This window comes from Clostridium sp., assembly GCF_029258205.1.
Taxonomy (GTDB): Bacteria; Bacillota; Clostridia; order Clostridiales; family Clostridiaceae; genus Sarcina.
The window spans coordinates 24,223-39,990 of sequence record NZ_JARHZJ010000067.1 but is presented as its reverse complement, the minus strand read 5'-3'; the positions used below and the strand labels follow the sequence as shown (position 1 = coordinate 39,990).

The window sequence follows — 15,768 nt, the reverse complement described above, 5'->3', positions numbered from 1 at the left end:
ACTTAGCTACTTTAGCTAAACAATTAAACTTAGATGCAATCCACGACACAGTTCATGAAATGTGTAAAGATGAAGCTAGACACGGAAAAGCTTTCGCTGGATTATTAAAAAGATACTTTAAATAAGATATAAAAATTACACGCTTTATAAATTAAAAATTTAATTACTTTCTTATTATAAGAGATGCCATAAAGGTGTCTCTTTTTACTTACAAATAAAAAGTTTTTTATTATTATATTTTTGGTATAAGGTATATAATTATTATAGAGTTAACTATTTATAATTTAAAATAATCTTTTTAAGTTTATTTTTCTGAACAGAAGCGAGGAAATAGCTATTTTTGTGATACTAATACAATATATAGTAATTTGTGAAAGATAATGAATTTAAAGCAATTTATATTTAAATAATGTTTAAGTAAAAAGAAGATAAAATTTATATATAAATAAAAGGAATAGAAGGGAGCAATATTTTTAGTATGAAGATATATTTTACAAGGCATGGAGAAACTTTATGGAATCTTGAGCATAGATTTCAAGGATGGAAAGATTCTGAGTTGACTGAAAATGGAGTTAAAAGAGCAAAGTTATTAGGAAAGAGATTTAATGATATTAAGATAGATAAAATTTTTACAAGTCCTATGAAAAGGGCAAAGAGGACTGCATATTTAATAAAAGGTAATAAAGATATTGAGGTTGAAGAAGTTGAAGGATTAAAAGAAATAGGTTTTGGAAAGTGGGAAGGAATGACTACTGAAGAGATAAAAGGTCATGATGAATATGTAAATGAGTTAGATAATTTGTTTAATAAACCATTTTCTTATAAGAGTTTTGAAGGAGAAAATATAAAGGAATTTACAGAAAGACTATTTGAAACTGTAGATAATATAATAAAAAATAATGAAGATAAGGACATTTTAATAGTTACTCATGGAATGTGTGTAAGATACTTAATAGGATACTTTAAAAATGAATTTGAGGAAAGCAAAATAATAGATTATCCTATATGTCATCAAGTTAGTTATAATGAGGTAGAATGGAATGGAGAAAATTTTCAATTAGTTACTTTTAATAATATTGATCATTATGAATAGATAAATAATATTAAAAGTTTTAATTTTTATTATATAATTCAATGAATAAAAATTAAAAAAGTACACAATTTAATATTAGACTTGTGCTACAATCTTAAATCTAAAATCTAGTGAATTTAAAATCTACTTTCTTCGATTATTGGGAAGAGAGGAATAGATTTTAGGAGTAAGATTTTTAAATATTGAGGTGCTAGTTAAGCACCTCTATAATCTAAAAGCTATGGCTAAATAAAAATATTATCTTAAAGTTTAATTTGAAGATATATTTAGCTGACTGTAGTTTATAAAGTAGCAAAAAGTTATAGAAAATAATGCTCTTAGATAATTTATGAGCACATTAAAAATAGGGATACTTACTTGTATTCCTATTTTTTAATAAAGAACCTTAATACTTATTAATAATTAGTAGATAGTTTAACTAGATTTAATTTACTTAAAGTAAAAAATCTCATTAAGATCTTATAAAATCTTAATGAGATTTTTTATTTTAGAAATTATCTAATTTAATATCTCCGCTTTTTGTTGTAATATTTAGTTTATTTTCTCCTGAATTAAAGGTTGCTTTTAAAAGTTTATCACCTTTTTCTATATTTTGATTATTTAAATCATTAGAAACCTTTATAGAACCAGATACTGTCTTTCCTTCTAAGAATAAATTATTTGAAACTTCTACAGTTATGTCAACATCACCAGAAACGGAATTAATTGTTGAAGCACCTTTGATTTCAGTTAAATTCATATCTATTGAGCCAGAGGTTGAATTTGCATTTAATGTTCCTATATATGATTTAACTTTAATATCTCCAGAAGTAGTTTTTAATGAAGATGTATTAGTATTTAAATTATTAAAATCTATATTACTAGAAGTTGCATTAGCTATTACTGTTGAAGCAGATACAGAGTTAAACTTTACATCGCCATTTACAGTTGTAATTTTAAGAGAATTAAGCTCTAAAACTCTTTCAGATTTAATATCTCCAGAAACACTTGATATTGATATATCACCTTTATAGCTTTCAGGAATATATAGATTTAAATTTAAGTCACTGGAAGGTAAATTATTAGGAGTATTTTGAGTTTCTATAGTTAACTCTCCATTATCTTCTCTTAAATTAAGTTTTATTAAATTACTGTCATTAGAACGATATTTACCTTTAAGTTCAGCTTTTAACTCATTTGTATTAGATTTAAGTATATTAACATCTGTAATTTTTGAATTAATAGTAATTTTATTTATAGATTCTATATTATGAGATTGTGTATCATTTATAGTTTGTTTTTTATTAAATAAATCAAATTTAAAAGGATTATGATCAAATTCATTTAAATAATTAGATATTTGTGGAGCTAAATCATTTCCTATAGAAAAACCTGATGAAAGAGTTTGGAATAATCCTACTGAAAATACTGTTATAAATAACACTAAGGAAATTATCATAGCGATAATAGTTTTTTTACTCCAAAAGGATTTTTTCTCTTTAGGTTTATTTTCTGTTAAATATCCAATGACTTTTTTTACTAAGACAATGCACAATTTGATTCCGTAATAGCCTAAAATAGTCATAAGAATTCCTAAGAAAATTAAAGATACTAAAATACAAATAACTCCAAAGAATAAAGAATTAACTACTATTGTACTTGTTGCTGCTAAAGCTACATAGGATATAATTCCTATTAAACAACCAAATATAAGACTTATTCCACCTACAAATATACCAAGTATAGTTCCAGCAACAACTAAAATAATAGGTGATAAAATAATAGCTAATATAACTAATATACCTATTTGCACAAGTTTATCTGTTGTAGTGGAGTTTTGAGACATACTTTTACTGAAGGCTCTTGTTTTTTCTTTTGCCTTTTCTTTATAATAGTTTGCAGTTTCTTTAATAGTTGGATTACCTTTAGCTTTTTTATATTGATAAGCTATATCTTTTGGATCACCAAGCTCTTCAGCTATTTCTTCTTCAGTTTTTCCAGAGGATAATCCAATAGAGAAGTGTTCTTCATAATCATATAAAATATCATCAATCTCTTCTTGGGAAAAACCTCTTAAATTTTTTTTAAGTTCTTTAAGATATTCTTGTTTAGTCAAGTTCATAACCCTCCTCTAATAAATAATTTACGCCATCTAATAAATTAAACCATTCACGTTTTAGAAGTTCTTTACGTTGAAGGCCTAAATCTGTAATTCTATAATACTTTCTTGGTGGTCCTTCTTGAGATTCTCTTAAGTAAGTTGTAAAAAAACCCTCCTTACTAAGTTTTCTTAAGATAGGGTATATTGTTCCATCTGATATATATATTTTTTCAGAAATTTTGCTTATGAGTTCATAACCATAATAGTCTTTTCTTGAAAGTAGAGAAAGAACACAAAGTTCTAATATACCTTTTTTAAATTGAGAATTCATCTATTTACCTGCTTTCTTAATTAATATAATTTTAAAACCTTGTATTAGACATGTTTATAGTTTTCATTAACATATATTCATTGAATTTATTATAATATAACACAAGCTATTATATATTGCAAGGTAGTAAATAAAAAAATATACTAAATTTTATATAGTAGTATATATAAATGTTACTATTACATAATTTTTAATAACATATAGTAGAAATTTAATTTTATTTCTTTAGAATAAGTTATTTATTTTTTATTTATAAAAAATCACCCCGTTAAGTAGATTTTGAACAGTCTTTTATACCGTGTCTACTTAACGGGGTGCACCTCAAATTGATATACTCATTTTTATAAATTTTTTTAGGGTAGTAGGTTATGTTAAATTTTATGGTTTTATGTATAGATATCCTTCTGATTGCTTTTCAGCAAGTTCAATAATTCCAGCAGGAACTACCTTACAGAAAGAAAATAATTCATCTTTAGATATATTGAATTTATTAAGTGAATTATTGCATACTGCAAAAACTACTCCTTGTTCAGCAGGTTCAATAATTTGGTCTATTAGATGAGTATTTCTAGCTATTAATTCTCTTAATTGGAAAACAGCCATAGAATTTGCCAATACTTCTAATTCATATTTTTTATTATTTTCTTTAGCATTGTTTAATACATTTTTTATATTTTCTAAAACCATAGGCCATTTGTTAGGCTCATCAATATGAAATATAATTTTCAACTTAATCACTTCCAAATCTATAGTAATTTATATAAATATTATACAAGACTATATTTTAAAAGTTGCTGATGTTATTTCTTTGTTCTATAACCACTTACAGAAGTGGACTACTTCTTAGTAAATAGATTATTTTGTCTAAATTTACTAAGCTAATTTTTAATAGTACTCTGAACAAAATTTCTAACATCAACAACCTTATCTTTAATATATTACTTTAAAAGTAAATAATCAAATAAGGTAAAAATAAGATTTTTAAAATAATAGATTTATTTTGATAATATTTAGGTTTATTACAATTTTATAATCATAGTTTTTAAGAATTTGTATCTAAAAATTAAATATGTGTATTTTTGTAATAATGAAAAATATTAATACAAAAAAAAGTATAACCCAATGGAAATATTGTATTATACTCTTTTTATTAAAAAAGGTTATGTAATTAAGGAATATAAATTTGTTAGCTTTGATGCTAATTAATATTAAAAGTTTATTTTATTATTAATTAACTTCAAATTATTAAGCAAAAGTGATTAAAAGTTTAAATAAACAAATTTATTTGAAAATTAATTAACTTGAAATTAGAAAGTATAGTTTGAAATTTTTTTACTTCAGGTGAAAATAAATAAAATTTACACCTGAAGTTTTATACTAATCTAATTCAGAACTAGCTATATGACCTTTTAAAATTTTAGCTGATTTTATTAGATTTTCTTTTTCTTCATTTGATATAGGAACATCTAGAATTTGTCTAGCTCCACTTCTATCAACTATAGTAGGCATTGCTAAATAAACATTATCAATTCCGTATTGTCCTTCAAATAGAGAAGATACAGTTAAAATGGAATTTTCATCACGAAGGATTGCTTCAACTATTCTTGTAACTGCAAGAGCTACTGCATAGTTTGTATATCCTTTACTATTTATTATTTCATACGCTGCATTTTTAACTTTTTCAGGAAGTTGCTTTTTGAAGGAGCCATCACAGTTAGCGCAAACTGTTTTACAATATTCATCAACATTTGCTCCAGCAATATTAGTTAAGCTCCACGCTGTTATTTCTGAATCACCATGTTCTCCGATTATATATGTATGAACATTTCTAGCGTCTATATCAAAATGTTCTGAAAGCATATATTTTAATCTTGAAGTATCTAAGACAGTTCCAGATCCAATAACACGTTCTTTAGGGAAACCAGAAAGCTTATAAGTTATATAAGTTAAAATATCAACTGGGTTTGATACTACTAAAAGTATTGAGTTTGGACTATATTTAACAACCTCAGGTACTATACTTTGAAATATTTTTAAGTTTTTATTTATAATATCTAATCTTGTTTCGCCTGGTTTTGGACCAACTCCAGCAGTTATTATAACTATGTCAGAATCTTTTGTATCTTTATAGTCTCCTGATTTTATATCAACAGATTTAACAAATGCTGCACCTTGTGCTAGATCCATAGCTTCAGCATTTGCCTTATCCTTATTTATATCAACAATTACTATTTCAGATGCTAATCCATCTTGCATTAATGCAAAGGCTGTTGTAGAGCCAACGAATCCTGCACCTATTATTGAGATTTTATTAGTTTTTTCTCTTATCATATATATCATCTCCTAAACTAATTCCTAGTTGATTACTCTGAATTGTAAGTTAATTATATAACAAATAATAATTATTATCAAGTAGTTTTAACTATTATTTTTCATATTTAGAGTATTTAAGTAGGTGTTTATTGTTATAAGTTAAAAGGTTTATAAAAATATTCTTTCTAATTAGAAGGATATTTATACTTGTAGGAGAATATAGTATTGAAAAGAATATATTTAAGATTATAAAGATTTAAATATTAATAAGTGATAAATTCGTGGGCTTTTGTATAAAGAAAAGATCTTTAAAAAATTAAGTATATTTTATTAGTAATATTTTATAGAAAAAGAAGAGTTAAATTAAATAAGTAAAATGGGGCTTAAGAAATTTAATTTAACTCTTATAAAAATTAAGAGGTTGTATCAAAATAACTTATAATTAATATAAAACTTATAAATTCTTAGAATATATTTATAAGTCTTATATTAAAGTTTTGATAAAGCCTCTTAGTTTATTTTTAAGTAAAATTTAAGGTTAAATATATAATGATAAAGTTATATTTTGGGAAAAATAGTATATAATTTAATAGAAATAAAAAATTATTTATTATGATTTTAAATGAGTGAGAATCTTTGAAAAAAATGAAAAAAAATGATGCTGAAAAAAATATGAATTTAGATTCTATAGATATTTGGGGTTGGTTTTGATTATTCTTTTTTCTTGTATAATTACTGTAAGTAATTTAATAAATCCAGGAAAAACAAGAAGTTTAATTGCAGAAATAGTTAGAAATGATTATAGTGATTTTTTTTCAGTATGAATTACATAATAGTGATAAATCACTTGAAGATGTATATGATTCATATGCAAATGATAAAAATATAGAAGTATATAAAATTATTGCACTAAACACCATATATTTTGGACAATCTAAAAGTAGGTATTTAGAGCCGTATATTAGAAAGTACATAGATAAATACAATTTAAGTAAAAGTGATGTAATGAGCTTATATGAAGAAGTAAATAAAGAAATAAAAAATATTGAGAATAAGTATATATTTAAGCTAATTGTTAAGAGGTTTTCAACGTATATACTTGCTATTGCTTTTGTAACTTTTATAATGGGAAGTGCTTCATTTATTAGAAGACGGAATAATATTGAAAAGATTATAATTAATATTTTTATTTTTAGAAGGGAGTGAAAAGAGCATGAATAGAAAAGAGATAAAAAGTATTGCTAAATCTAAGTTAAAAGGTAGATGGTTTAATATTGTTTTATTAACTTTAATCATAGCAATAATTGAATTTGAAGCAAGTAAGATTATTGGAAGAACTGAAGGAATAACTTCTAGTATTTTAAGGATAGCTAATAACTTTTTATTAATGCCATCTATAACGGCTTCTGGTATTATATACACAATTAAATTTGTTAAAAGCAATGAAGTAATATCTTTAAGTGATGCTATTCCAAGTTTTAAAACTTGGGGAAGATTTATAATGAGTATGATAGTTACTATGATATTTAGTATTCCTATATTTTTTGTTGCATTTTTAGGAAACATATTTTTATTCTTCTCTACAATATCATTAAATAATGCAATGCTTAAGGGACAACTATTTATTGATCCTATGATAGTAATTGGGGGAGTAGTATTTTTAATAGTTATATTAGTATTGATTTTAGTTGCTATAGTAGGAACTTTATTATTCCCATTACCATATTTAATGGCTGAAGACACCTGTGGAATATGGGAAGCTGTTAAAAGAAGTTTTAAAATAATGAATGGTAACAAATGGGGATTATTTATTATGGGACTTAGCTTCTTAGGGTGGCTTATATTATCAGTGTTAACCCTTGGAATAGGATTATTGTGGGTTTTACCATATATCCAAGTTACATTAAGAGTATATTATCTTTCAATTACAGGAAGAGAAAGTGAAATAAATTAAAGTTAAGACTGTATCGTTAAAATGAGTATTTATTTATGTCTTCTATAAATTATGAAGATATAGCAAGTGAGTATATATGGATATTTATTCTAATATTATTAATAATAGTTACTTATAATATTATAATTTCATTATTTTTCTTCTCAGTTAGATATATTATAGTTTAAGAATCAGAACTTGGTATATGGGAAGCAGTAGGAAAGGCTTTTAAAATTATGAAAGGTCATAAATGGGAGCTTTTCATATTAAGTTTAAGTTTTATAGGATGGGTAATACTAGCTATTTTACCTTTATTAATAGGAATGGTAATTGTTGTTTTAATGGGAAGTACAAAGTTATTACCTATTTTTTCTGTGAGATTAATATGGTTATTTGTATATAAAGATACTATATATAGAGTTTATTATCTTTCAATTTCAAAAAGGTCATTAGAATTAGCAAAAGATGAGTTAAATAAAGATATTGAAATTGAAGAATAGGACTTTGAATTTAGAGATTAGCTTAAATGTCTAAGAAATATAATTTAAATGTATTTCTTAGACATTTTTTTATTTGGTATTAATTTAATATATTCTAGTTAATTTTTGAATACAATAAATTTTCTAATAGAAATTACTTTGATTTAGATTAATTAAAAATATTTATTTAAGGGGTTCAATTACCCTATCTAATATATTATTAATTTCTGCAATTGATGTACCAAAGTTTGTTATAGGAACTAAAGCATCATCACATATTCCTATTCTATTCATTATTTCAGCTTTATTAAACATGCATCCACCACAATGAATTACAAGGGAATATTCATTAAGGTTTTTAGGGAAGTCTTTACCAGAGCAATTATTAACTATTATTCCAGGACAAGTTTTTTCTAGCCAAGTAGGTAATTTTTCTCTTGCTATATCACCTTTTAATTGATGGTGAGTACAAGCTTCTGCTATTAAAACTTTATCACCTGCTTTAAGATTTTTTATTGCCTTAGCTCCTGAATAGAATTTATCTAAATCACCTTTATACCTAGCCATAAGTATTGAAAATGAAGTAAGAGGAACACTTTTATCTAATTTTGCATTAACTTGTTTAAATACTTGAGAATCGGTGATTACTAAATCTGGTTTACCATTAAAGATTTTTAATCCTTCATCTAATTTATCTAATGTAACCATAGTTGGTATTCCGCCATAATCTAATATATCTCTTAATACTTGAACTTGAGGAAGTATAAGTCTTCCTTTAGGCGCTTGTATATCTTGAGGGGCTACTAAAAGAATTTTATCTCCAGCTTTAATTTTATCACCTATTATTGGGCTTTCAGTTATTGAAGATGGTGATATATTAACAAGTTCTTTTTTTAATTCATTTATATTTAAGTTATTTTTAGCACTTATTGCAACATAAGGTATTCCTAATAATTCACCAATTTCTTTTAAGGAATTATTTAAATTAATATCAATAAAGTAATTTTTATTATTTGCAGCTACTTTATCAAGATCTTTTAAATCAATTTTAGATTCAATTAGGTTATTAGGAATTAAATCACACTTATTAATAACTAGTATAGTGGGTTTCTTAGCTTTTTTTAATTTATTAAGCCATAATATTTCCTTAGAAAGCATATCTTTAAATGCTATATTTGATTTTATTGAGTCTATTATTTCAGAAAGTGAAAGAGTTATAAGAGCTACATCAGTCTTGCCTACAACCTCTTCAGTCTTTTCAATTCTAAGTTTACCTATTTCTCCATCATCATCAAAACCGGCTGTATCAACAAAAACAACAGGTCCTAAGGGTAAAAGTTCCATTGCTTTATAAACTGGATCAGTTGTTGTTCCTTTAAAGTCTGATACTAGAGAAATGTTTTGACCAGTTAAGGCATTTATTATACTAGATTTCCCAGAGTTTGTTTTACCAAAAAGAGAAATATGGATTCTACTTCCTCTAGGAGTTTCATTAAAATTACTCATAAATTTTTCTACTATTGAAAGATACAAATAGTAGAATTACACCTCCTTGAATTAATTATTCTGTGAAAATATTTTCAAATGTGAATAAACTTGTGGATAACTTTTTTATTGAATTTTACTTTCAAATTCTAATTTAATAAGTAAAATAAGTTTTAAAAAAAGTAAAAAAAATACAATTGAAAATCGCTTAATATAGCCATTTACAAGAGTTTTTATCTTTTTAAAAAATTATTTTTTTAGTAGTAAATATTATTAAAAAATAATTATAAAATAGTATAATTTTTTCTTAAAAAACAAGTTATCCACATTTGGATGTGGATAACTTGAAAGTTATTCACAAGATATAGTTGTGTTATATTTATATACATACTAAATATTGATAAGGAAAAAAATGTAATATAAATATGTTGAAATTTTTCACATAAAAAACTATAAATAAAAATCTTTTATATAAGAAATAAAATGCTATATTTAATATAAATAAAAATTTATTTATTTAAATTAAATTTAAAATAAGATTAATAATAGAAAATTTAGCTTAAAAATAGCATTAAATAATTATTATTATTTTACTAAAAGTTATTAGAAAATCTGTGATTTATTATATATTTTAGTAAATAAAATTATAAAATTATCCAAGAATAATTATATAATTTTGAGTATAAGATTAGAAGAGAATTTTAAGTAAATAGTATAAAAATAAAATAGGACAACTTTTAAAGAAAGAAGTTGTCCATAGTAATCAAAATATTAATTTTATTGATTAGGTATCAAAACTACCTCTTTACAATCTTCTAAATTTATAGAAATTTTATCTATATCTTTTATAGTTAATAAAAAATCATTAGCATTTATTTTTAATAGTGGATAATTTCCAATATTGTTTTTGGTATCATTGCATATATATCCTTCATTTTGAAGTTGAGCTATAACTGCATATTTTAAAGACTCTATAGAAGAAAAACCTTTCTCTAAAGTTAAAACTATCTTGTGGATATTACAACAAGATCTTCTTTCTAATGAATTTTGATCTACTGTCATAAAAAAAACCTCCTTAACAATAAGTTAAAATTTAAAATTATTCCTAATATTTACATGATGTTTAATTATATTTTATAACCTTTATATTTACAGGTTAAATTTTTAACAATATGTTTTAAGAGGAATTATTATAAAAATATTTATAAATAGGTTTATAAATTAAAAAAATACGAGAAATTTAAAGAAACCGTTAATTTTATTAAACTTTCTATATTAATAATATGAATATGCCAAAGATTAATATGCATAACATTGTAGAAAATATAACAGCGTTGTTTATAAGTTATTTATATTTAGTATAAGATTTATCTAAAAAACAGGTAAGAAAAATATTAGTCTAAGTATTAAAATGTAAAACATGAATAATTTAAAATCCTATATATACTATTAGTTTTTCTATTGTTAAGAATTTAATTTAATAACCAACTCCAAGTAGTATTATTATATAGTTTCTACAAATTTAATACTTTTTTTAGTATATTCTTTATAGAATTTTAAGGTGAATATAATTATAAGTAATATTAGTATATTTTTAGAAAGTTTGAATATAATTATATTTTATATTTTGATTAAGATTCATTTATTTATATTTTATGAAGTTTAGTTTAAATACTTATGAAAGTATATATTTCAGTAAGTTTAGAGAATAAAGAAATCTTCTTTTGGTACGTTAAGAAATAGATGAAAAATAAGTCATATTTAATAAAAATATGATTAAAATTGTAATAGAATATGATATAATTAATCAAATGTTAATTAATAGCAACTATTTTAGTATATTTATGATAAATTATAAAATTAATAATATGAATGATTTGAATTTTACATTATAGGAATATCTTTAAATTTTATAAATGAACAATATGATAAAAATAATATTAATAAAATAATATAATAGTAAGAAAACTTAGGAGGGAAAATGAATAATAGATACGTAAGATTTTTATTACTTACTTTAGCTGGAAAGTTAGCCAGTGAATTAGTAGTTAAAGAAAAGAAACATAACAAAAACTCATTAAATTTACCTAGTTTTATTGGTGTTATAGAAGTTAAACATAGCATAAGAGGAAGAGTTAGGTTATATGTGCCAGTGCTTAAGAAGGATGAAGCAAGTAGGAGAATTATCTTAGAACAATTAAGCAGAATAGAAACTATAAAGCAAATTGAAATAAATAATATTATAGGTAGTTTAACAATAAAGTATGATCCGGAAAAAATAGATCCAGCTTTATTAATTGGAGTAGTAGCAAAGTTACTTCAATTAGAAGGTGAGCTTGTAAAGAAACAAGAATCTCTTATTACTAGAGAAATGGGAAATATGAAAGAAGCAGTAAATTTAGCTATTTATAATAAAACTAGAGGTATTGCAGACATAAAAGCTATATATATTATTATAGTGTTATTTTTCGGTATAAGAGGAATAAGACAAATGCCTAAGATGTTGCCTAATGGATATACCATGGTTAGATGGGCATATGCAGGTTTATAGGAGGATGTGATAATGTTTAAGAAGATGATAATATCTCAATTAGCTAAGATGAAAGTATCTCATAGCATACCAGGAAGAATAAGATTTAAAATGAGCTCTTTAAAAATGATTCCTGATGAATATAGGGTTTATGAAAAATTTCTTCATCAAGCCTTAAAAAAATTATATGGTATTGAAAAGGTGGAAGTTAATACTGTAACAGGTAGTATATTAGTTATATACGATATAAATAAGGTTTATGAAAAGAAGATTTTAAAATGGGTAGATAAGGTTAAATCCATAGGAATAAAGAACTATGATTTAATTGAAAAGTATGGTGAAACTAATTTAGATTATGTTGTTAAGACTATAGAACAACAGCTAGATGAAGCTTTAAAAGAAATTTAGTTTAAAGAGGAGTAGTGAATAATATGAGAAAAAATGATTTGCTACTGAAAAGTACTGTAAAACACAGCATGGCGGGAAGAATTAGACTTAGATGCCAAGGATTAAAGTATTTAAGTAATTACAAAAAAGAGATAGAAGATAAAATTTCTAATAGCTCAATTGTAAATTCTTCAGAGATTAGCACTATAACAGGTTCTGTTTTAATAAGCTATGATAAAAAAATAAGCGAAGACAGAATAATACATAGGGTAGATAATATTTTAAAAGAGTACTCTTTAAAAGTTTTTACTGCGTTAAGAGAAAAAGAAAAGATAGATATAAATAGTGTTGAAAAAAATGAAGAAACTTCAGTTGATATACTAAAGAGATTAGCAATAAATGTTGGTGTTTTAGGTTATTCAGTGGTAAAAGAAAAATTTAACTTAAGAGATTTATATAGTGTAGAGAGATTTGGATCTTTTGGAAAGTTTTTAACTGTTCCAGCCTTAGCTAGTATATATCTAAATAAAGGTTTGCTAGATAACGGTATTAAAGGAGCAGTAAAAAATAAAAGACCTAATGCTGATACTTTAACCTTAACTTCTATAGCAGCAAGTTTAATGCTAGGTAATGATAAATCTGCTCTTATGGTTACTTTATTATCAGATGTAGCAGAGCTTATGACAATATACACTATGGAGAGAACTAGAGATTCTATAAAAAACATGCTTTCTGTAGCAGAGGAAGAAGTTTGGAGAATTGATGAGGATGGAAGTCTTAAAAAAGTTCCAATAGATAATATAGTTAAAGAGGACAAGGTTGTTATTTATACAGGTGAAAAAATATGTGTAGATGGAGAAGTTATTGAGGGCGAAGCTGTTGTAGATCAAGCTTCTGTAACTGGTGAATTTGTACCGGTTATTAAGAAGGTTGGAGATAGCGTCTTTGCTGGGACAGTTATTAAGAGTGGAAGTATAACAGTAAGAACTGAAAAGGCAGGAGATGATACTGTTGTATCTAGAATAATTCATTTAGTTGAGGATGCAGCATCTAAAAAAGCTCCTATTCAAGATTATGCAGATAAGTTTTCAAGCTATTTGGTTCCATTTAACTTCTTATTTGCAGGGTTAACATATATGTTTACTAAGAGTCCAAGCAGAGCATTAAATATGATGATTATTGATTACTCATGTGGAATCAAGTTATCAACTGCTACAGCATTCTCAGCTGCAATAAATAATGCTGTTAGAAATGGTGTTCTAATAAAGGGTGGAAATTATTTAGAAGCATTATCAAATTCAGATACATTAATTCTAGATAAAACAGGAACATTGACAGAAGGAAAACCAGCTGTAACAAGCATAAAATTACTTAGTGAACATTTCTCAGAGGATGATGTATTAAAAATAGCAGGGGCAGCGGAGGAAACTTCTTCACATCCAATGTCAGTAGCTATAATGGCTAAGATTGTTGAAAAGGGAATAGAGGTTCCTAAACATGGTACTGTTGTTACTCATATTGCAAGAGGTATGGAAACTGATTTAGATGATAAAAAAGTTTTTGTTGGAAGCAAGGTATTTTTAGAAGAAAATAACGTTGATATGAGTAAGGTTGAATCTGATGAAAAAGAATTAAATAATAGCAGTTCAAATCTTATATATGTAGCATATGATGGTGAATTAATTGCAATAATAGCTATTAAGGATAAGATGAGAGAGAATATGAGGAAGTCTATAAATAACTTAAGATATCAAGGAGTAGATAATATTTTACTTTTAACTGGTGATTTAGAAGAGCAGGCTAAGGAAGTTGCGATGCTTATGGGTGTTGATGGATATAAGGCTGAGCTTTTACCTTCAGATAAAGCTGAAGAAGTTTTAAAATATCAAGCATCTGGTTCAAGAGTAATGATGGTTGGAGATGGAATAAATGATGCACCAGCACTTGCTTATTCTGATGTAGGAATAGCCTTAGGTGGAGGAAGTACTGATGTAGCTATGGAAGCTGCTGATATAACTATTCAAGGTGATAATCCAATGATGTTACCTACAATAATAGATTTATCAAAGAAAACTATGAATGTTGTTAAACAAAATTTTGGACTAGTTATAGGTATAAATAGTGCTGGGCTTATACTAAGCGCTGCAGGTGTGTTACCAGTATTTTTTGGAGCTGTTTTACATAACTCAAGTACTATTTTAGTAGTTGCAAACTCTTTAAGACTTATGTTCTTCAATATGGAAAGAGGTGTTTAAAATGAATAATCCTACTATTGTTGTTGCTCATAAAATTAAAGATAGAATAAGATTTAAACTTTCTCATCCTATTATAAATAGTTTATATGTAATGGATGAGCTTGTTAAAAAAGATGGAATAAGAACAGCTAGATATACAGAAATAACTAAATCTATAGTTGTAGAATATAATTCTTACAGAATTTCAGAAGATGAAGTAATAATGAGAGTTATAGCTATGTATTCAAAGAACTATGATTTGATACCTGTTAGACTTATTTATAATTCTAAGAAAAAGAATATGCCACCTATGGCGTACTATTCTTTAATTACACTTATAATTGGTGGAGTTAGTAGATGTATACCTATGAATACTAAAATTTCAGAATTTATTAATTGGGCAGTAGTGGGGACTACTATAGGAGCTATTGGAGAGCATGCTTACAAAGAAATAAATGAAAAGGGATATTTTGATCCTGAGGTTGTTTCTGTAATGTATTTAATGAATTCAATAGGAAAAGGTAAATTTTTAATGCCATCAGCAATAACTTGGGGAGCTACTTTTGGAAGACATATATTAGAAATGTCTTACGGAAGAATGCTTATATCAGTTAAGGAGTTTAGGAATAAGTGTTCAAATGAAACATATTATGATATATCAGTTATGCCTGATACTGAATCCTCTAAGAGTGCAAACATGCTTAGAGTATTTTTAGAGAAGTTTATAGAAACAGAGGGTAATACTATAGGTAAATCATTTATGATTTCTGGAAAAGGTATGTCAAAACACGAAGGAAGTTTTTTTGCAGGATTTGAAAATGGACCCGCTTTCATGGGGATGAATGATAGAAGTAGAAAATTATATAAAGGTGCTATAAATTAAATTTATAATAAATTATAAAA

At 25.1% G+C, this 15,768-nt stretch carries 14 protein-coding genes and 1 pseudogene; 9 read left to right on the top strand and 6 right to left on the bottom strand.

Annotation, left to right across the window (positions count from 1 at the left end):
* A pseudogene (locus tag Q1J60_RS08615) lies at positions 1 to 125 on the top strand (NADH peroxidase); the annotation flags it as partial.
* A 353-nt stretch (positions 126 to 478) separates the two neighbouring features.
* Positions 479 to 1,093, top strand: coding sequence for a histidine phosphatase family protein (locus Q1J60_RS08610; protein ID WP_300260886.1), 615 nt, complete (start codon positions 479 to 481; stop codon positions 1,091 to 1,093).
* Positions 1,094 to 1,580: 487 nt separating this feature from the next.
* On the opposite strand, the gene Q1J60_RS08605 is transcribed toward Q1J60_RS08610, so the two are convergent.
* The 4 genes from Q1J60_RS08605 to Q1J60_RS08590 form a co-directional block, all read right to left on the bottom strand.
* On the bottom strand, positions 1,581 to 3,188 hold the full coding sequence (locus tag Q1J60_RS08605) for a DUF4097 family beta strand repeat-containing protein (RefSeq protein WP_300260883.1): 1,608 nt from the start codon (positions 3,186 to 3,188) through the stop codon (positions 1,581 to 1,583).
* Complete coding sequence (locus Q1J60_RS08600) at positions 3,181 to 3,504, bottom strand: PadR family transcriptional regulator (RefSeq protein ID WP_300260880.1); 324 nt, start codon at positions 3,502 to 3,504, stop codon at positions 3,181 to 3,183. The genes Q1J60_RS08605 and Q1J60_RS08600 overlap by 8 nt, the downstream gene beginning before the upstream one ends.
* Before the next feature lie 378 nt (positions 3,505 to 3,882).
* A complete protein-coding gene (locus tag Q1J60_RS08595) occupies positions 3,883 to 4,242 on the bottom strand; it encodes a DsrE family protein (RefSeq protein ID WP_300260877.1) in 360 nt (119 codons plus the stop codon).
* A 639-nt stretch (positions 4,243 to 4,881) separates the two neighbouring features.
* Positions 4,882 to 5,835 carry an L-lactate dehydrogenase gene (locus Q1J60_RS08590; protein ID WP_300260874.1) on the bottom strand — a complete coding sequence of 318 codons (954 nt, stop codon included), beginning with the start codon at positions 5,833 to 5,835 and terminating at the stop codon, positions 4,882 to 4,884.
* Positions 5,836 to 6,612: 777 nt separating this feature from the next.
* On the opposite strand from Q1J60_RS08590, the gene Q1J60_RS08585 reads away from it, so the two are divergent.
* The 3 genes from Q1J60_RS08585 to Q1J60_RS08575 all read left to right on the top strand — a co-directional run bounded on the left by Q1J60_RS08585 (position 6,613) and on the right by Q1J60_RS08575 (position 8,250).
* Entirely contained in the window at positions 6,613 to 7,023 is a 411-nt protein-coding gene (locus Q1J60_RS08585) for a hypothetical protein (protein ID WP_300260871.1), read from the top strand.
* Positions 7,024 to 7,030: 7 nt separating this feature from the next.
* The gene (locus Q1J60_RS08580) at positions 7,031 to 7,771 is read left to right on the top strand and encodes a DUF975 family protein (protein WP_300260868.1); all 741 of its coding nucleotides are present in this window, start codon (positions 7,031 to 7,033) and stop codon (positions 7,769 to 7,771) included.
* Positions 7,772 to 7,953: 182 nt separating this feature from the next.
* Positions 7,954 to 8,250, top strand: a complete 297-nt coding sequence (locus Q1J60_RS08575) for a DUF975 family protein (RefSeq protein WP_300260892.1) — start codon at positions 7,954 to 7,956, stop codon at positions 8,248 to 8,250.
* Positions 8,251 to 8,412: 162 nt separating this feature from the next.
* Here Q1J60_RS08575 and Q1J60_RS08570 read toward each other — a convergent pair whose 3' ends face one another.
* A complete protein-coding gene (locus Q1J60_RS08570; protein WP_300260889.1) occupies positions 8,413 to 9,735 on the bottom strand; it encodes a GTP-binding protein in 1,323 nt (440 codons plus the stop codon).
* A 756-nt stretch (positions 9,736 to 10,491) separates the two neighbouring features.
* Complete coding sequence (locus Q1J60_RS08565; RefSeq protein WP_300260865.1) at positions 10,492 to 10,776, bottom strand: hypothetical protein; 285 nt, start codon at positions 10,774 to 10,776, stop codon at positions 10,492 to 10,494.
* A 919-nt stretch (positions 10,777 to 11,695) separates the two neighbouring features.
* On the opposite strand from Q1J60_RS08565, the gene Q1J60_RS08560 reads away from it, so the two are divergent.
* Genes Q1J60_RS08560 through Q1J60_RS08545 form a run of 4 tightly spaced genes read left to right on the top strand, consistent with a single transcriptional unit; the run spans position 11,696 to position 15,748 of the window.
* Positions 11,696 to 12,265 (top strand): HMA2 domain-containing protein, encoded by a 570-nt coding sequence (locus Q1J60_RS08560; protein ID WP_300260862.1) that lies wholly within the window; start codon positions 11,696 to 11,698, stop codon positions 12,263 to 12,265.
* Positions 12,266 to 12,277: 12 nt separating this feature from the next.
* Positions 12,278 to 12,652 carry an HMA2 domain-containing protein gene (locus tag Q1J60_RS08555; RefSeq protein WP_300260859.1) on the top strand — a complete coding sequence of 125 codons (375 nt, stop codon included), beginning with the start codon at positions 12,278 to 12,280 and terminating at the stop codon, positions 12,650 to 12,652.
* Positions 12,653 to 12,675: 23 nt separating this feature from the next.
* Positions 12,676 to 14,886 carry a heavy metal translocating P-type ATPase gene (locus Q1J60_RS08550; protein ID WP_300260857.1) on the top strand — a complete coding sequence of 737 codons (2,211 nt, stop codon included), beginning with the start codon at positions 12,676 to 12,678 and terminating at the stop codon, positions 14,884 to 14,886.
* A gap of 1 nt (position 14,887) precedes the next feature.
* Positions 14,888 to 15,748 (top strand): hypothetical protein, encoded by an 861-nt coding sequence (locus Q1J60_RS08545; protein WP_300260854.1) that lies wholly within the window; start codon positions 14,888 to 14,890, stop codon positions 15,746 to 15,748.
* Positions 15,749 to 15,768 lie beyond the last annotated feature (20 nt).